The following is an 18,256-nucleotide window of genomic DNA, read 5'->3' as shown; positions in this document are numbered from 1 at the left end:
ATCAGTAGCGGTAGTGGTCCGGCTTGTACGGGCCCTCCACGGGGACCCCGATGTACGACGCCTGCTCGGGGCGGAGGGTCGTGAGGCGTACGCCCAGGGCGTCCAGGTGCAGGCGGGCGACCTTCTCGTCCAGGTGCTTGGGGAGGGTGTAGACGCCGACGGGGTAGTCGGACGTCTTCGTGAAGAGTTCGATCTGCGCGAGCGTCTGGTCGGCGAAGGAGTTCGACATCACGAAGGACGGGTGGCCGGTCGCGTTGCCGAGGTTCAGCAGGCGGCCTTCCGACAGGACGATGACGACCTTGCCGTCCTCGAACGTCCACGTGTGGACCTGCGGCTTGACCTCGTCCTTCACGATCCCGGGGAGCTGCGCCAGGCCGGCCATGTCGATCTCGTTGTCGAAGTGGCCGATGTTGCCGACGATCGCCTGGTGCTTCATGCGGGCGATGTCGGACGCCATGATGATGTCCTTGTTGCCCGTGGTCGTGATGAAGATGTCCGCCGTCTCCACCACGTCCTCCAGGGTGGCGACCTGGTAGCCGTCCATCGCCGCCTGGAGCGCGCAGATCGGGTCGATCTCGGTGACGACGACCCGCGCACCCTGGCCGCGCAGCGACTCCGCCGAGCCCTTGCCGACGTCCCCGTAGCCGCAGACGACGGCCGTCTTGCCGCCGATGAGGACGTCCGTGGCGCGGTTGATGCCGTCGATGAGCGAGTGCCGACAGCCGTACTTGTTGTCGAACTTGGACTTCGTCACGGCGTCGTTCACGTTGATCGCCGGGAAGAGCAGCGCGCCCTCGCGGTGCATCTCGTACAGGCGGTGGACGCCCGTGGTGGTCTCCTCCGTCACGCCGCGGATGCCGGTGGCGATGGTCGACCAGTCGAGTCCGCTGTTCTCCAGCAGGGCCCGCATCACCGCCAGTTCCTCGTTGGCGGCCTCCGGCAGCTTGCCCGTCTTCTGGTACTCGACGCCCAGGTGGACGAGGACCGTCGCGTCGCCGCCGTCGTCCAGGATCATGTTGGGGCCGTCGGCGTTCGGCCAGGTCAGCGCCTGCTCCGTACACCACCAGTACTCCTCAAGGGTCTCGCCCTTCCAGGCGAAGACCGGGATGCCGGCGGCGGCGATCGCGGCGGCGGCGTGGTCCTGCGTCGAGTAGATGTTGCAGGACACCCAGCGGACCTCGGCGCCGAGCGCGACCAGCGTCTCGATGAGGACGGCCGTCTGGATGGTCATGTGGAGGGAGCCCGTGATCCGCGCCCCCGCCAGGGGCCGCGACGCGGCGTACTCGCGGCGGATGGACATCAGGCCCGGCATCTCGTGCTCCGCCAGGGTGATCTCCTTGCGGCCGAATGCGGCGAGGGAGATGTCGGCGACTTTGTAGTCCGTGAATGCGTCAGACATGGACAACGCTCCTTGCGCTCATGATGGTTCGGTGGATTTCCAGGGCCGCCGTCGACTTGTTCAAGGTGATGTAGTGCAGACCGGGCGCGCCCTCGTCGAGCAACCGCAGGCCCGTCCGCGTCGCGTGCTCCACGCCGATGCGGTACGCCGCCGCCGGGTCGTCCTTGGCCGCCTCCAGGCGGTGCGCCAGGTCCTCGGGGAACGCGGCGTCGCTCAGCTCCGCGAAACGCCGGATCTGGCGTACGTCCGTCGCCGGCATGATCTCCGGGATGATCGGGGTGTCGCAGCCGGCGGCCGCCACCCGGTCCCGCAGCCTCAGATAGTCCTCCGGGTCGAAGAACATCTGCGTGATGGCGTAGTCGGCGCCCGCCCGGCACTTGGCGACGAAGTGCGCCAGGTCGTCGGCCGGACCCGCCGACCTCGGGTGGCCCTCCGGGAAGGCCGCCACCCCGATCCGGAAGTCGCCCAACGAGCGGACCAGTGCGACCAGTTCGTGGGCGTACGTGAATCCCCGCGGGTGCGGTGTCCACGGGCCGCGCGGGTCGCCCGGCGGGTCTCCGCGCAGGACCAGGACGTCCCGTACCCCGGCGTCCGCGTACGCGCCGATGATCGCCCGTAGCTCCGCGACCGAGTGGCCGACCGCCGTCAGGTGCGCGACCGGTCGCAGGGTCGTCTCGGTCGCGATCCGCTTCGTCACCTCGATCGTCCGGTCGCGGGACGAGCCGCCCGCGCCGTACGTCACCGAGACGAAGTCCGGGGAGAGGGCTTCCACCCGGCGGATCGCCTCCCACAGGGTCCGCTCGCCCTTGTCCGTCTTCGGCGGGAAGAACTCGAACGAGTACGTGGGGCTCACCTGCGGCCTCCCGCGTTGAAGTAGCTCGCCTCCGGGTGGTGGACGACGATCGCGTCCGTCGACTGCTCGGGGTGCAGCTGGTACTCCTCCGACAGCTCCACCCCGATCCGCTCCGGGCGCAGGAGCGCGGCGATCTTCGCCCGGTCCTCCAGGTCGGGGCAGGCCGGGTAGCCGAGGGAGTAGCGGCAGCCCTGGTACTCGGTCCGGAGCATGCCGTCCAGGGACGCCGGCTCCGAGGGGCCCGCGATGCCCCATTCGGCGCGCACCCTCGCGTGCCAGTACTCGGCCAGCGCCTCCGCCAACTGGACGGAGAGGCCGTGGAGTTCGAGGTAGTCCCGGTAGGCGTCGGCGGCGAAGAGCTTCGCCGTCTCCTCGCCGATCCGGGAGCCGACGGTGACCACCTGCATCGCGACGGCGTCGATCTCGCCGGAGTCCTCGGAGCGGTGGAAGTCGGCCAGGCAGAGGCGGCGGCCCCGCTGCTGGCGGGGGAAGGAGAAGCGGGTCCGCTCGCCTCCGTCCTCGTCCAGGACGATCAGGTCGTCGCCCTTGGACACACAGGGGAACCAGCCGTAGACGACGGCTGCTTCGAGGAGGTGGTCCCTCTGGAGGCGGTCGAGCCAGGCGCGCAGGCGCGGCCGGCCCTCCGTCTCGATGGTCTCGGTGTCCTTGAGGCCCCACTGGCCCTTGAAGAGGGCGGTCTCGTCGAGCCAGGAGGCGTACTCGGCGAGCTGGATGCCCTTGACGACCCTGGTCCCGAGGAAGGGGGGCTCGGGTACGGGGTTGTCGGCGGCGACGTCGGAGCGGCCGGCCGGCTCCGGCTCCCGGACTTCCGACGCGAGCAGCGGGGTCTCGCGTTTCGGCACGCGCCGCTGCTTGAGCGGCGGGAGTACGGCTCCGGGGACGCCGCGCTTGACGCCCATGAGCGCGTCCATGAGGCGCAGGCCCTCGAAGGCGTCGCGGGCGTAGCGGACCTCGCCCTGGTAGAGCTCGTGGAGGTCCTGCTCGACGTACGCCCTGGTGAGGGCGGCGCCGCCGAGGATCACGGGGAAGCGCCCGGCCAGGCCGCGGCCGTTCAGTTCCTGGAGGTTCTCCTTCATGATCACGGTGGACTTCACGAGGAGGCCGGACATGCCGATGATGTCCGCCCGGTGTTCTTCCGCCGCCTCCAGGATCGCGGAGACCGGCTGCTTGATGCCGATGTTGACGACGTTGTAGCCGTTGTTGGAGAGGATGATGTCGACGAGGTTCTTGCCGATGTCGTGGACGTCACCGCGGACGGTGGCGAGGACGATCGTGCCCTTGCCGTCGGCGTCCGTCTTCTCCATGTGCGGTTCGAGGTACGCGACCGCCGTCTTCATGACCTCGGCGGACTGGAGCACGAACGGCAGCTGCATCTGACCGGAGCCGAACAGCTCGCCGACCGTCTTCATGCCGTCGAGCAGGATCTCGTTGACGATCTCCAGAGCGGGACGCCCGGCGAGGGCCTCGTCGAGGTCGGCCTCCAGGCCGTTCTTCTCGCCGTCGATGATCCGCCGCTTCAGACGCTCGTCCAGCGGCAGGGCGAGGAGCTCCTCGGTCTTGCCGGCCTTCAGGGACTTCGCCGTCGCGCCCTCGAACATCTCCAGGAAGCGCTGCAGCGGGTCGTAGCCCTCCCGGCGCCGGTCGTGGATCAGGTCGAGCGCGACCTCCACCTGCTCCGGCTCCAGGCGCGCGATCGGCAGGATCTTCGAGGCGTGCACGATGGCCGAGTCCAGGCCCGCCTTCACGCACTCGTCGAGGAAGACCGAGTTGAGGACGATCCGCGCGGCCGGGTTCAGGCCGAACGAGATGTTGGAGAGGCCCAGGGTCGTCTGGACGTCCGGGTGGAGCCGCTTCAGCTCCCTGATCGCCTCGATCGTGTGGATGCCGTCCCTGCGGGACTCCTCCTGACCGGTGCAGATCGTGAACGTGAGGGTGTCGATCAGGATGTCCGACTCCCTGATCCCCCAGTTCCCGGTCAGGTCCTCGATGAGGCGCTCCGCGATCGCCACCTTGTGCGCGACGCTGCGCGCCTGGCCCTGCTCGTCGATCGTCAGCGCCATCAACGCGGCGCCGTGCTCCTTCGCCAGGGCCGTGACCTGCGCGAACCGCGACTCGGGGCCGTCGCCGTCCTCGTAGTTCACCGAGTTGACGACCGCCCGGCCGCCGAGCTTCTCCAGACCCGCCCGCAGCACCCCGATCTCCGTCGAGTCGAGGACGATCGGCAGCGTCGAGGCCGTCGCGAAGCGGCCGGCCAGCTCCGCCATGTCCGCGGTGCCGTCCCGGCCCACGTAGTCCACGCACAGGTCGAGCATGTGCGCGCCCTCGCGGATCTGGTCCCGCGCCATCTCGACGCAGTCGTCCCAGCGGCCGTCGAGCATCGCCTCGCGGAACTTCTTCGAGCCGTTGGCGTTGGTGCGCTCGCCGATCGCCATGTACGCGGTGTCCTGCCGGAACGGCACATGGCTGTAGAGCGAGGACGCGCCCGGCTCCGGCTCGGGGCGCCGATCGAGGACGGCCGCGCCCCGCACCCGGTCCACGATCTCCCGCAGGTGCTCCGGGGTCGTACCGCAGCAGCCGCCGACCAGCGCGGGGCCGTACTCGCGGACGAACGCCTCCTGGGCGTCGGCCAGTTCGGACGGCGACAGGGGGTAGTGGGCGCCGTCGGAGGTGAGGACGGGCAGGCCCGCGTTCGGCATGACCGAGATCGGGACACGGGCATGGCGGGACAGGTGTCGCAGGTGCTCGGCCATCTCCGCCGGGCCCGTGGCGCAGTTCAGGCCGATCATGTCGATGCCCAGCGGCTCCAGGGCGGTGAGCGCCGCCCCGATCTCCGAGCCGAGCAGCATCGTGCCCGTCGTCTCCACCGTGACCTGCACGATCACCGGCAGGTCCACACCGACCCAGTCCAGGGCCCGGCGGGCGCCGATGACGGCCGCCTTCGTCTGGAGCAGGTCCTGCGAGGTCTCGATGAGCAGGGCGTCCGCGCCGCCCCGGATCAGGCCCTCCGCGTTCTGCTGGAAGGCCTCGCGCAGCGGCTCGTACGTGACGTGGCCCAGGGTCGGCAGCTTCGTGCCGGGACCCATGGAGCCGAGGACCCAGCGGGGGCGGCCGTCGGCGGCCGTGTGCGCGTCCGCCGCGGCGCGGGCGATCCGGGCGCCGGCCTCGGACAGCTCGTACACCTGGTTCTCGATGCCGTACTCGGCGAGCGCGGCCAGGTTCGCCCCGAAGGTGTTGGTCTCGACGCAGTCCACGCCCACCGAGAAGTAGGCGTCGTGGACGGAGGCGACGATGTCGGGGCGCGTGAGGTTGAGGATCTCGTTGCAGCCCTCAAGGTTCTGGAAGTCGTCCATCGTCGGGTCGGCGGCCTGGAGCATCGTGCCCATCGCCCCGTCGGCCACCACGACCCGCTTCGCGAACTCCTCCCGCAGGGACCTCCGTACGACGCTCATGAGAGCCCCCTGAGATGGGTGACCAGGGTCGCCGTGCAGACCGTCCCGTACGTCGTCCTGATCCGGTCCAGGAGCGGCTCCCGGTGCAGCCGGTACTCCTGCGTCCCCACGTAGTCGAGGACCGTCGCCGCCACCGCACAGCCCAGCTGCGCCGCGCACCGCTCCGGCACACCCCACAGCCAGCCCGCGAGGAACCCGGACCGGAAGGCGTCCCCGACCCCGGTCGGGTCGACGACCGCCGCGACCTCCACCGCCGGCACGGCCAGCGGCTCGCGGCCCTCGCCCCGGATGCGGACGCCCGCCTCACCGTGGGTGGTCACCCACGTGCCGACCCGGCGCAGCACGTCCTCCTCCGCCCAGCCCGCCTTCTCCAGGAGCAGCGCCGTCTCGTACTCGTTGGTGAACAGGAACCGTGCCCCGTCCACCAGCTCCCGCACCTGCTCCCCGTCGAGCCGCGCCAACTGCTGCGACGGATCAGCGGCGAAGGGAATCCCCAGGTCACGGCAGGTGCGGGTGTGCCGCAGCATGGCCTCGGGGTCGTCCGGGGAGACCAGGACCAGCTCCAGCCGGCCGGTGCGCGCCACGACCTCGCGAAGGTCGATCTCGCGCGCCTCGGCCATCGCCCCCGCATAGAAGGTGGCGATCTGGTTCTGGGCCCGGTCGGTCGTACAGACGAACCGGGCGGTGTGGAGCGACTCGCTGACGCGCACCGAGTCGGTGTCCACACCGTGGTCCTTCAGCCAGACCCGGTACGGCTCGAAGTCGGCGCCGACCGCGCCCACGAGGGCGGGCCGGAGACCGAGGACACCGAGTCCGAAGGCGATGTTCGCTGCCACTCCGCCACGCCTGACCTCCAGGTTGTCGGCGAGGAACGACAGGGAGACCCGGTCGAGCCGGTCGGCGAGCAGCTGCTCGCTGAACCAGCCGGGGAAGGTCATCAGATGGTCGGTCGCGATGGATCCCGTGACAGCGATACGCACGGCCCTCAGCCCTCCTGTCCCGGATGAGCCGCCTTCTTCAGGGCCTCCACACGGTCCGTGCGCTCCCATGTGAACTCGGGGAGCTCACGGCCGAAGTGGCCGTACGCCGCCGTCTTCGCGTAGATCGGCCGCTTGAGGTCCAGGTCGCGGATGATCGCCGCCGGCCGCAGGTCGAAGACCGCGCTGACGGCCTCCTGGATCCGCTCGTCCGGCAGGGTGCCCGTGCCGAAGGTCTCCACGAACAGACCGACCGGTTCGGCCTTGCCGATGGCGTACGCCACCTGCACCTCGCAGCGGCGGGCGAGGCCGGCCGCGACGACGTTCTTCGCGACCCAGCGCATCGCGTACGCCGCCGACCGGTCCACCTTCGACGGGTCCTTGCCGGAGAAGGCGCCGCCGCCGTGCCGTGCCATCCCGCCGTAGGTGTCGATGATGATCTTCCGGCCGGTGAGTCCGGCGTCGCCCATCGGGCCGCCGACCTCGAAGCGCCCGGTCGGGTTCACCAGGAGCCGGTAGCCGTCGGACTCCAGGCTCACACCCTCCTCGACCAGCTCCTTGAGGACGTGCTCGACGACGTACTCCCGGACGTCCGGGGTGAGCAGGCCCTCGACGGAGATGTCCGCCGCGTGCTGCGAGGAGACGACCACCGTGTCGAGGCGGACCGGGCGGTCCCCGTCGTACTCGATGGTGACCTGCGTCTTCCCGTCGGGCCGCAGGTACGGCACGGTGCCGTTCTTGCGGACCTCGGTCAGGCGGCGCGACAGCCGGTGGGCGAGCGCGATCGGCAGCGGCATCAGCTCGGCCGTGTCGTCGCAGGCGTAACCGAACATCAGGCCCTGGTCACCGGCGCCCTGCGCGTCGAGCTCGTCGCCCGCGCCCTCGACCCGGGACTCGTACGCCGTGTCCACACCCTGCGCGATGTCCGGGGACTGCGCGCCGATGGACACCGAGACGCCGCAGGAGGCGCCGTCGAAGCCCTTCGCGGAGGAGTCGTAGCCGATGTCGAGGACGGCCTCGCGCACCAGCTTCGCTATCGGCGCGTACGCCGAGGTGGTGACCTCGCCGGCGATGTGCACGAGACCCGTGGTGATCAGGGTCTCCACCGCCACCCGCGAGGACGGGTCCTCGGCGAGCAGCGCGTCGAGGATCGTGTCGCTGATCCGGTCGGCGATCTTGTCGGGATGTCCCTCGGTCACCGACTCCGAGGTGAAGAGGCGGCGGCTCATGCCTGAGCCTCCACCGGGGTCTTGAAGAAGTGCTGCTCGATGGCACCGAGAGTGCGGATGGACTCGACCTCAAGGGTCTCCATCTGGATCGCGGTACCGCTCTCCTGCTCCAGGAGGAAGACGAACTCGACGAAGGACAGCGAGTCGATGAGCCGGTTCTCGATCAGGTCGAGGTCGGCCGGGATGTCGTCGCGCTCCGGGTGACGCTCAAGGATCCAGTTCTTCACCGTCTGCAGGCCGTCGGCCATGGTTGCTCTCCTTTAGCTGCTAATGGATGGGTGTGGCGGGCGCGATGATCGGAGCGGCCACCGCCACCGCGTAGTCCACGTCGTGGCTGATGGACACGGTGATCTCGGTGATGCCGGACTCCGCGGCCATCTCGGCGGCCGAACGGTGCAGCTCCACGAGCGGCCAGCCGCCCTCGGAACGCCGCACGACGATGTCCGGCCAGGGCAGGAACCTGCCTCTGACCCGTAAGGTCTTGAAAGCCGCTTCCTTGGCCGCGATCCGCCCGCACAGGCTCAGTACGTCGAGCCCGGAGGAGGTACGGCAGTCGGCGAGCTCGCCGGGGGTGAGCATCCGCTCGAAGAACCGCTCCCCGTACTGGGCGAGGAGCCTGCGGACACGGTTGACGGACACGATGTCCATGCCGAGGTTCGCCCACCCCAGGCCGCCCGCCGGCGGGGCGGCGGGACGGGCCGGCACGTCAGATCACCGGCCCGGCCGCGTTGCTCGCATCGGCCCGCATGCGGGCGTTCGCGTCGAGCACCGCCCCCGTGGCGGCCTCCCAGCCGCCGTGGCGCCGGGTCAGTGCGGACAGCCACCGCTCCAGGCCGAAGGCGACACAGCTGGTGAAGGCCGGACCGCCGGTCGAGGCGAGGGTGATGTCGCAGCGGTCGCCGAAGAAGTTACGGTGCGTGTTGACCGAGGCGATCGCCAGGTCCTCGTACAGGAACTCGTACTTCACCGGGGTCAGCCGCTGCAGGAGCGCCTTCGAGCCGCCCTTGTCGAAGAAGGGGTCGCAGGCGGCCTCCCTGCGCAGCGGCAGGTCGAGCGCCGCGGCGAAGGACTGGATGCGGGCGGTGAAGTCCGCGAGGTGCGTCTCGGCGTGCTCGCGCGCGCCGATCGCGACGATCTCCCGCATGCGGAAGCCGAGTTGGCGCCGCATGCCCTCGTAGTGGGTCTCCTTGCGGAAGCACCAGGAGCAGATCGTGACGAGGGTGTCGTCGGCGACCGCGGTGCCCTGGTGGTCGAGGTAGACGGCGTAGCAGGACGCCGAGGGCAGTCCGAGGCCGGCCGGTGCGAGGGCCGCCACGGGCCACTCCCCGCGCTCGCCGTCGAAGGGGGTGGTGAGGCGCCCCTCCAGGTCGAGCGGGGCGGCGAGAACGGCCTGGTGCGGGAAGTTGTCGTAGTAGTCCAGCTTCGCCAGGTCGGCGGCCGGCAGGAGCGGGGGCATGGTCATCGGGCGGGCGCCCGCGGTCACGCCCCAGCTCTCGAAGGTGTCGTCGAGGAGCCGCAGCAGGCGGGTCCCCTCGGGGCCGAGCGAGGGAAGGCCCCTCGTCGACCCCTTGATCTCCCCGCCGGTCGCGGGGGTCGTCACGGTCATGATCGCTTCACCTCTCGGGTGGGAGGTCCAGACCCCGGCCGCTCAGACGACGGGCAGGGTGTCGTCGGAGAAGATCCCGGTCTTCAGGAAGAAGGCGAGCGGCTTGCGGATCGCCTTGCGCTCGTGGGGGCGGCGGCTCTCGTCGGCGACCAGCGCGTTGCGCAGGGCGAGCGGGTCGGGGATGCCGGCGTCGCGGTACACGTGGGGGTTGTAGAGGGAGTTCACGCTGTAGACGACGTACCGCTTGAGGTACGCCTCCACCTCGCGGACCCGCTCGGCGCTGACGGCCTGGCACATCCGGCCGTAGAGGAGGGAGACCAGCTCGCGCCCGAAGGCGATGTGCCGGGACTCGTCCTGGTGGTGGATGCGGTTGACCTCGCGGATGGTGTGACAGAGCGAAGTGTCCTTCGCCATCCGGGAGTTGTAGTGGTCGACGAGCTCCTCGAAGAAGAGGATGCGGGTGAAGACGAGGAAGTTCTCGACCTCGGGCTCCCAGGCGGCGTCGGCACGCATGGCGGTGGAGCCGTAGATCTTGTGGCCGTAGCGGCGGCAGAACTCGGAGAAGAACCACATGTGTTCGTTCTCCTCACCGATGAAGTGGTGGAAGAAGTCCGAGGGCACCTCGAAGCCGGGCATGTGGATGCGGCCGACGACCTCGATGAGCAGCTCGCGGATGCCGTGGACGTTCAGGCTGTAGAAGTTGATGGACTCCCACTTCGACAGGCGCTGAAGCGTTTCCTCACCGAGGGCGTCGTAGTGCTCGGTGCCGTAGACGGTGAGCAGCTCCGGGGTCATCCAGAAGCGGTTCTCCTCCAGCGTCTCGGGCCACTGGAACGTCTGGTACGGGTTGTAGTAGTCCTCGACGGAGCGCTCGCTGAGCCGCTCCAGGACCTCCATGAACCGGTCGGTGACGGGCAGGGGGGCGGTGGCGCCCATGATCGTGCTCCTCTGACGATGGGGGGTTACGGCCGGACTTCGTAGACCGCGTTCACCGGGGTCTCGGTGGCGCGGCGCCAGCGGGTGAAGCCGGCCTCCTCCGCGATGCCCCGGAAGGCCTTCTCGCCGGAGTGGTTGCCGAGGGCGTGCGGGCCGCGCTGGGCGACGGCGACGGGCAGGCACATGACGGCGGACAGGGCCATGAACATGCGGGCGGCGGGCGTCTGGACGTCGATGTCCTGCGGGGACACGTTCGACTCGACGAGCATCCAGGTGCCGTCCGCGTCCAGGGACTTGTGGACGTGCTGGGCGGCGGCGACCGGGTCGCCCATGTCGTGCAGGGCGTTGAAGAAGCACACCAGGTCGTAGCCGGAGCCCGGGTAGTCGTCGGCGGACGCGACCTCGAAGACGACCCGGTCGGAGAGACCGGCCTCCTCGGCGAGCTCCCGCGCGATCGAGATGGCCTCCTCCGAGTAGTCGAAGCCGTGGACGGTGGCGTTCGGGAAGGCCTTCGCGATGAGCAGCGTGGTGTGGCCGACCCCGCAGCCCACGTCGGCGACGGTGCCGCCGGCGGCGAGCTTGTCGGTGACCTCGTGGAGGGCGGGCAGCCAGTCGGCGACGAGCTTGTGCTCGTACGTCGGCTGGAAGAAGGAGCCCATGCCGGTGTCGAGGGCCGCGTCGTGCTCGGCCCAGCCGACGCCGTCACCGGTGCGGTACGCCTCCACCAGCAGGTCCTCGGTGGCGTACAGCGCCTTCAGGGCGGTGAAGAACCCGGCGGCGTACGTGACGGCCTTCGGGTCCGCGAGGACCTCGACGTGGTCGGCGGGCAGCGTGTACGTGAGGGAGCTGGGGTGCCGCTCCACGTACCCGGCGGAGAGCTGGGCGTGCAGCCACTCCTCGATGTACCGCTCGTTCGTGCCGGTCGCCTCCGCGAGCGCGGCCGAGGTGAGCGGGCCCTGCTCGGCCAGGGCCTGGTAAAGGCCGAGGCGCTGACCGAGGGAGACGGTCAGACCGCGGACGGCCGCACCGGCGTCGGTGATGACCCTCTGGTGGAAGTCGTGGGCGCTCATGCCGCCGCCTCCTCGAAGCCGTTCGTGCCCGGCAGGTCGCAGGCGAACAGGAAGGACCGGGGCACGCGCGGGACCGAACGCGCCGGGACCGGGTACGGCCAGCGCCCGAAGTCGGCGCCCTCCTCACCGGGCTGCCTGACCTCCCGTACGGCCCAGCCGCAGTCGTCGAGCAGCGCCTCGGGCTCCTCCGTGCCGAAGAGCCACGGGTTGCCGTCCTCGTCCAGGGCCTTCATGAAGCCGCGGGCGAGCGGGTTCTCCAGGGCGGCCCTGGAGATGACGTCGCCGAGCAGCACGGAGCCGGGCGCGGCGTGCGCGGAGAGCGTCGAGATGAGGGTCCGTACGGCCTGCTCGGGGAGGAAGAACAGCAGCCCCTCGACCACCCACAGGACGGGCTCCTCGCTCTTCCAGCCCGCCTCCTTGAGGGGGCCGGTCCAGTCCTGGGTCAGGTCGACCGGGACGGTGATCCGGGTGCGGCCGGCCGGCTGCGGCTCGTCCTTGAGCATCTCGGCCTTGGCCTCCAGGAGGGCCGGGCGGTCGAGCTCGTAGACGGTGACGCCGTCGGGCCAGGGCAGCCGGAAGAAACGGGTGTCCATGCCGGCGGCGAGGAAGACGACCTGGCGGATGCCCCGCTCCTCCACCGCCTGGACGACGGCGCGGTCGAGATAGGTGGTGCGGATGGCGAGGAACGGCACGGTGCCGCCCCCGGCGTAGCGCTCTAGCAGTTCGAAGCCGATCCGATCGGCGACGGTGCGCGCGTAGGGATCGGCGAACAGCCGGTCCTCGCGCTCGGTCTCCAGGGCGCGCGCGGCGGCGGTCCACTGGGCGGTGCGGGATACGGCCTCCACAGGAGGTCCCCCTTCACTTCGGTGGATGTACGGGGCTTCGGACGGGTCCGGGGATACGGATGGGTCCGGATGCACGGACGGCCGTGTTCAGGGGCCTGGCGAAGGACGGTTCGTCAGGCGCTCATGACCGGGACACAGGTCTTGGCCGGTCGCGCACAGGCGACGGGATCCTCGGCCGCGGGCATCGACGACAGATGGTCGGCCTCGGAGCCGGCGGGGCGCCGGCGGAAGATGCTGTGCAGGATCATGCTGAACACGGCCGTCCCGTCGGAGGCCACCAGGGTGCACCGCGGTTTGACGGTGCCGGTGGCGGGATTGAACGGCGACGGGGTGGAGCCGAGGATCTCGACGCGCGCGGTGAGGACGTCGCCCGGGCGGACGGGCCGCAGGTAGCGGACCTCGTCGATGCCGGGCGAGCCCATACAGGCGCTGTAGGCGAGCAGTCCGTCGACATAGCGGCGCATGAACATCGCCTGGGTGTGGAACCCGCTCGCGATCAGGCCGCGGAACTGCGACTGCTCCGCGCGCGCGGGATCCGTGTGGAAGGGCTGCGGGTCGAAGCGCCTGCCGAACTCCAGCACCTCCTCCGCCGTGACAGTGACGGCGCCCAGCTCGTGGACGTCGCCGGGCCGGAAGTCCTCGAAGTAGCGCATCGCGCGCCCCCCTTGACCTAGGAGTGGTCTTTCCCTGGCACACACCAATCTACGAATCAGTCATTTATTTTGTCAACCCAAAAGAAGCCTCGGAAGGGTGCTATTCGCAGGTCTGTTCGGAGGCCCACCCGAGAGCCTGTTCGACATCGGCCCACAGGTCCTCGACGTCCTCGATGCCGACCGACATCCGTACGAGCCCCGGAGCTATCCCGGCCGCCCCCAGAGCGGCCTCGTCCAGCTCCCGGTGGGACGTGGACGCGGGGTGCGTCACGAGGGTCTCCACCCCGCCGAGGGAGAGCGCGAGCGTGGCCACCCGTACGCGCTCGATGAAGGCCCGGCCGGCCTCCCGGCCCCCCGTGAGCTCGAACGACAGCAGCCCCCCGCCGCCGCTGAGCGCCTTGCGGGCGCGCTCGTACGAGGGGTGGCCCGGGAGCCACGGGTAGTGGACGGCCGCGACGCCCGGGTGGGCGGCGAGCCGCTCGGCGAGGGCGACGGCGTTGGCGCAGTGCTCGCGCATCCGCAGCGGCAGGGTGGGGATCCCGCGCAGGGTCAGCCAGGCGGCGAACGGGTCGGCACAGGCCCCGAGTTCGACGGTCCGGGGCCAGATCCTGCGGCGCAGCCCGTCGTCGGCGAACACGGCGGCGCCGCCGAGGACGTCCGAGTGCCCGGAGAGATACTTGGTGGTCGAGTGGACGACGATGTCGGCCCCGTGCTCCAGGGGGCGGCACAGTACGGGCGAGGCGAGCGAGTTGTCGACGACGCTCGTCACCCCGAGCGTGCGGGCGGCGGCGAGCAGGCCCGGGAGGTCGGGGACCTGGCCGGTGGGGTTGGCGATGGTCTCCAGGACGAGCAGCCGGGTGGCCGGGTGCACGGCGGCGGCCTCGAACTCGGCGGGATCGTCGCCGGATATCCGTACGACCTCGATCCCGTACCGCTCGGCCAGGTCAGCCAGGACGGCATGGGTGCCGCCGTACAGACAGCGCTGGGCCACCACCCGGTCGCCGGGCCGCAGGAGGGCGAACAGGATCCCGCTGATGGCGCCCATGCCGGAGGCGAAGGCGAGGGCCCCGGCGCCACCCTCAAGCCCGGCGAGGGTCTGCTCCAGGGCCCGTACGGTCGGGTTGCCGCGGCGGCTGTAGACGTACTGCCCGTCGGGTCCCGCCATGGCGTCGGCGAGCTCGGCGGCGGACTCGAAGGCGAAGGCGGAGGACTGCACGAGGGGCACGGAGAGCGGCCGACTGCCGCTCGGGAATGGCTCGTTGACGACGTGCACGGCACGGGTGTTCAGTTCCATCGCTTACCCCTTGCATGGGTGTGGGTACGGAAAAGGGGCCGCCCGAAGTCCGGAGACGGACATCGAACGGCCCCTTCGGGGGTGGGTAGGGGCGGTTCAGGCCGAGACCTTCTCGCCCTCGGAGGCGGGAGCGGGGGCTCCGGCGGCCGCCTTGTCGCCCTTCATGACGAGGAGGGTGACGACACCGCCGACGGCGGCGATGATCGCGGCGCCGATGAAGGCGGACGAGAAGCCGTCCGTCAGCTTCGGCAGGTTGCCGAGCTGGTCGGCGCCCTGGGACATGGCGACGGCGGTCAGCGCGGCGAGGCCGAGCGCGGAGCCCACGTTGTAGGTGGTGTTGACGATGCCGGAGGCGAGACCGGCCTGCTCCTGCGGGGCGCCGGACATGGCGGCGATCATCGCCGGGATGTAGGCGAGGGACATGCCGAGCGCGGCGACGAGCGAGGCGGGCAGGACGTCGACGACGAAGGTGCCGGTGGGCGGGACGGCGGCGAGCCAGACCAGGCCGGCGGCGAGGACGAGGAGGCCGATGCCGATGAGCGGCTTGGCGCCGAACTTCTGCATGAGCCGGGCGGTGATGGCCGTCATGAAGATCATGAGGAGCACGGTCATCGGGAGCAGCGCGGCACCGGACTCGAAGGCTCCGAAGCCGAGGACCTGCTGGAGGTACAGGTTGAGGAAGTACCACATCGGGATCCAGGCGGCACCGAGCAGCGTCATCGCCAGGTTGGCGGAGCCGAGGCGCGGGACCCGCCAGACGCTGAGCGGCATGAGCGGCTCGCTGATGCTCTTCTGGATCACAAAGAAGAGGACGAGGAGGGCGGCGGCGCCGGCCAGCTGGAGGATCGTGCCGGTGGAGCCCCAGCCGACCTCGGGGGCGCGGACCACGGCGAAGACGGCGAGCGCGAGACCGGCGGTGACGGCGACGGCGCCGAGGATGTCGACGGAGCCGCGGCGGGACTCGACGTTCGGGAGGAGCTTGGTGGCGGCGAGGGTCGCGAGACCGATCGGGATGTAGATGATGAAGACCCACTGCCAGCTCATCCACTCGGTGAAGACACCGCCGAGGAAGACGCCCGCGGTGCCACCGGCCGGGGCGGCGGCGCCGTAGAGCGCCATCGCCTTGCCGAGCTCCTTCGGGTCGTGCATGAAGAGCATCATCAGCAGGGTCATGGCGGACGGCGCGATGAGGGCACCGCCGACACCCTGGACGGCGCGGCCCGCGATCTCGACCCAGGCGGTCTGCGCGGCGGCGGCCAGGACCGAGCCGACGATCATGACCGCCCAGCCGGCGACGAAGATCTTGCGGGCTCCGACGAGGTCGGAGAGGCGTCCGCCGAGGAGCAGGAGGCCGCCGAAGACGATCACGTAGGCGTTGAAGATCCACTGGAGCTCGCTCTGCGAGAAGCCCAGGTCCTTCTGCATCTCGGGGAGCGCGACCCCGATGATCGACGTGTCCATGATGACCATGAACTGGGCGGCGGCGAGCACGACAAGTGCCCACCAGCGCCGGGGATTGACGGTTGACATTGCCCTGACCCTTCGCTCGCGACGACCCCCGACCAGGAGCCGGGGCATACCCCTAGGGGGTACCTTTGCGGAGCACCGTAGCATACCCATAGGGGGTATGTAAGAGTGAGGTGAGGGCGGCACCGGGGGTGCGTGGGAAGCACTGCTTCCGCACCCCTGGCCGGGCAGAATGCCCCCATGACCGCCGAGGAAGAGCACGAGAAGACCACCAAGCAGGGGAACGACGGCACCGTCGAGCCGAGGCACGGTGACACCGCCGTCCCGGACCCCGAGCTCCTCCGGCGCTGGAACGCCACCCTGCGCGCCGCCCGCGCCGGCCGCGAGGGCGCCGACCCCACCCCGTACGGCCGCAATCTGCTGGCCCGCTGGGCCGAGCCGCAGCGCCGCTACCACACGGTCGACCACCTCCGGGCGGTCCTCGCCCGCATCGACGAACTCGCCGACCAAGGCGGCGAGGGCGGGGAGTTGGAGCTCGTACGGCTCGCCGCCTGGTTCCACGACGCGGTCTACCGGCCCGACCGCTCCGAGAACGAGGAACGCTCGGCGGTCCTCGCCGAGAAGGCACTCACCGAGGCCGGACTCACCCCGCACGAGGTGGCAGAGGTCGCCCGCCTGGTCCGCCTGACGATCACCCACGACCCGTCCCCGGGCGACCTGAACGGCGAGACCCTCTGCGACGCGGACCTCGCGATCCTGGCGAGCGACCCCGACACCTACCGGGGATATGCGGCGGCCGTCCGCGAGGAGTACGGCTTCGTCCCCGCCGACGCCTTCCGCGAAGGCCGCGCCGCCGTACTCCGCCAGCTCCTCGGACTGCCCCGCCTCTTCCGCACCCCCTACGGGGCGGCGGTCTGGGAGGAGAGGGCGCGGGAGAACCTGGAACGCGAACTCGCGGAACTGACGGACACGTCCGGAACCGGATGAGCGCACACACGAACTGACGCCCACACGCGACGGAGAGTGACATCTGCCGCTCGGCAAGGCCCTGACCAGGCGCTGTCTTGCATGCCGAGATCCGTCGCGATCCGGGAATGACAGGCACAAAAGCCAGGTTGACGCATGTCATGCCGCCTTCCTCCGCCGAGCCCACGACACCCGCCGCCGAGCCCTCCGCGGAGGCCTCAGGATCACCCGCCCCCGGCACCCGCATGCCGCTGGCCGTCTACATCCTCGGCCTGTCCGTCTTCGCGCTCGGCACGAGCGAATTCATGCTCTCCGGGCTGCTCCCGCCCATCGCGGAGGACATGAACGTCTCCATCCCCCGCGCGGGCCTGCTCATCTCGGCCTTCGCGATCGGCATGGTCGTCGGCGCACCACTCCTCGCGGTGGCCACCCTCCGGCTCCCCCGCAAGACCACCCTCATCGCCCTCATCACCGTCTTCGGCCTCGGTCAGATAGCCGGCGCACTCGCCCCCGACTACGCCGTCCTCTTCGCCTCCCGCATCGTCAGCGCCCTCGCCTGCGCCGGCTTCTGGGCGGTCGGCGCGGCCGTCGCCATCGCCATGGTCCCCGTCGGCTCCCGCGCCCGGGCCATGGCGGTCATGATCGGCGGACTGTCCATCGCCAACGTCCTCGGCGTCCCGGCCGGCGCCTTCCTCGGCGAGCACCTCGGCTGGCGCTCCGCGTTCTGGGCCGTCGGCCTCGCCTCCGCGATCGCACTCGTCGGCGTGGTCACCCGCATCCCCCGCATCCCGCTCCCCGAGACCAAGCCCCGACTCAAGCGCGAACTCGCCATCTACCGCGACCGCCAGGTCCTCCTCGCCGTCACCGTGACCGCCCTCGCGGCGGGCGGCGTCTTCTGCGCCTTCTCCTACCTCGCCCCCCTGCTCACCGACGTGTCCGGCCTCGACGAGAGCTGGGTCTCCGGCGTCCTCGGGCTCTTCGGCATCGGCGCCGTCATCGGTACGGCGATCGGCGGCCGGGTCGCCGACGCCCACCTCTTCGGCGTCCTGCTCACCGGCATCGCCGCCTCCACCGTCTTCCTGGTCGCCCTGGCCCTCTTCGCCTCCAGCCCGGTCGCCACCATCGCGCTCACCTTCCTCCTGGGCGTCTCCGCCTTCTACACGGCCCCGGCGCTCAACGCCCGCATGTTCAACGTCGCCGGAGCCGCCCCCACCCTGGCGGGCGCCACCACCACCGCCGCCTTCAACCTCGGCAACACGGGCGGCCCCTGGCTCGGCGGCACGGTCATCGACGCCGGCCTCGGCTTCGCCTCGACCGCCTGGGCGGGCGCGGCGATGACCGCACTGGGCCTCGCGACGGCGGCGGTGGCCCTGAGGCTCCACAAGTCCCCGTCCCGCGTGGTGACGTCCGGCGTCCCGCAGGCCGAGAAGGCCGTATCGTCCCGCTGACGTCCACCGGTTCGCCGGTTCGCTGATTCACCGCTTCACCGCT

The 18,256-nt window shown here is 70.6% G+C and carries 16 protein-coding genes; 2 read left to right on the top strand and 14 right to left on the bottom strand.

Annotated elements, in window-relative coordinates; translation table 11 throughout:
• Position 1: 1 nt before the first annotated feature.
• From ahcY to OG514_RS15130, 14 genes are all read right to left on the bottom strand, one after another.
• Positions 2 to 1,399: an adenosylhomocysteinase gene (gene ahcY / locus OG514_RS15195; RefSeq protein ID WP_266894844.1), complete on the bottom strand. Its 1,398-nt coding sequence runs from the start codon at positions 1,397 to 1,399 to the stop codon at positions 2 to 4.
• Complete coding sequence (metF, locus tag OG514_RS15190; RefSeq protein WP_266894843.1) at positions 1,392 to 2,252, bottom strand: methylenetetrahydrofolate reductase [NAD(P)H]; 861 nt, start codon at positions 2,250 to 2,252, stop codon at positions 1,392 to 1,394. Before metF ends, ahcY begins: the two co-directional genes overlap by 8 nt.
• Positions 2,249 to 5,722, bottom strand: a complete 3,474-nt coding sequence (gene metH, locus OG514_RS15185) for a methionine synthase (protein WP_266894842.1) — start codon at positions 5,720 to 5,722, stop codon at positions 2,249 to 2,251. The genes metF and metH overlap by 4 nt, the downstream gene beginning before the upstream one ends.
• Positions 5,719 to 6,702, bottom strand: a complete 984-nt coding sequence (locus OG514_RS15180; RefSeq protein WP_266894841.1) for a carbohydrate kinase family protein — start codon at positions 6,700 to 6,702, stop codon at positions 5,719 to 5,721. The genes metH and OG514_RS15180 overlap by 4 nt, the downstream gene beginning before the upstream one ends.
• A 5-nt stretch (positions 6,703 to 6,707) precedes the next feature.
• Positions 6,708 to 7,928 carry a methionine adenosyltransferase gene (gene metK / locus OG514_RS15175; protein WP_266894840.1) on the bottom strand — a complete coding sequence of 407 codons (1,221 nt, stop codon included), beginning with the start codon at positions 7,926 to 7,928 and terminating at the stop codon, positions 6,708 to 6,710.
• Positions 7,925 to 8,176 (bottom strand): acyl carrier protein, encoded by a 252-nt coding sequence (locus OG514_RS15170; protein ID WP_266894839.1) that lies wholly within the window; start codon positions 8,174 to 8,176, stop codon positions 7,925 to 7,927. Before OG514_RS15170 ends, metK begins: the two co-directional genes overlap by 4 nt.
• A 19-nt stretch (positions 8,177 to 8,195) precedes the next feature.
• On the bottom strand, positions 8,196 to 8,633 hold the full coding sequence (acpS, locus tag OG514_RS15165; protein WP_266894838.1) for a holo-ACP synthase: 438 nt from the start codon (positions 8,631 to 8,633) through the stop codon (positions 8,196 to 8,198).
• A gap of 1 nt (position 8,634) precedes the next feature.
• On the bottom strand, positions 8,635 to 9,534 hold the full coding sequence (locus OG514_RS15160) for a hypothetical protein (protein ID WP_266894837.1): 900 nt from the start codon (positions 9,532 to 9,534) through the stop codon (positions 8,635 to 8,637).
• 42 nt (positions 9,535 to 9,576) lie between these two features.
• Positions 9,577 to 10,470, bottom strand: a complete 894-nt coding sequence (locus OG514_RS15155) for a diiron oxygenase (protein WP_266894836.1) — start codon at positions 10,468 to 10,470, stop codon at positions 9,577 to 9,579.
• Positions 10,471 to 10,496: 26 nt separating this feature from the next.
• Entirely contained in the window at positions 10,497 to 11,540 is a 1,044-nt protein-coding gene (locus tag OG514_RS15150; protein WP_266894835.1) for a class I SAM-dependent methyltransferase, read from the bottom strand.
• Positions 11,537 to 12,385 (bottom strand): SAM-dependent methyltransferase, encoded by an 849-nt coding sequence (locus OG514_RS15145; protein ID WP_266894834.1) that lies wholly within the window; start codon positions 12,383 to 12,385, stop codon positions 11,537 to 11,539. The genes OG514_RS15150 and OG514_RS15145 overlap by 4 nt, the downstream gene beginning before the upstream one ends.
• A 113-nt stretch (positions 12,386 to 12,498) precedes the next feature.
• Positions 12,499 to 13,038, bottom strand: coding sequence for a MaoC family dehydratase (locus OG514_RS15140; RefSeq protein ID WP_266894833.1), 540 nt, complete (start codon positions 13,036 to 13,038; stop codon positions 12,499 to 12,501).
• Positions 13,039 to 13,138: 100 nt separating this feature from the next.
• Positions 13,139 to 14,332, bottom strand: a complete 1,194-nt coding sequence (locus OG514_RS15135) for a PLP-dependent aspartate aminotransferase family protein (protein ID WP_266894832.1) — start codon at positions 14,330 to 14,332, stop codon at positions 13,139 to 13,141.
• Between the two features lie 96 nt (positions 14,333 to 14,428).
• Positions 14,429 to 15,862, bottom strand: coding sequence for an MFS transporter (locus OG514_RS15130; RefSeq protein WP_266894831.1), 1,434 nt, complete (start codon positions 15,860 to 15,862; stop codon positions 14,429 to 14,431).
• Between the two features lie 177 nt (positions 15,863 to 16,039).
• Here OG514_RS15130 and OG514_RS15125 point away from each other — a divergent pair, with 177 nt between their 5' ends.
• Positions 16,040 to 16,786, top strand: a complete 747-nt coding sequence (locus OG514_RS15125; protein WP_266894830.1) for a hypothetical protein — start codon at positions 16,040 to 16,042, stop codon at positions 16,784 to 16,786.
• 224 nt (positions 16,787 to 17,010) lie between these two features.
• A complete protein-coding gene (locus tag OG514_RS15120; RefSeq protein ID WP_266900854.1) occupies positions 17,011 to 18,213 on the top strand; it encodes a Cmx/CmrA family chloramphenicol efflux MFS transporter in 1,203 nt (400 codons plus the stop codon).
• The last annotated feature ends 43 nt before the right edge of the window (positions 18,214 to 18,256 follow it).

This window comes from Streptomyces sp. NBC_00572, assembly GCF_026341815.1.
Taxonomy (GTDB): Bacteria; Actinomycetota; Actinomycetes; order Streptomycetales; family Streptomycetaceae; genus Streptomyces.
This window is presented reverse-complemented; position numbering and strand designations above follow the sequence as displayed.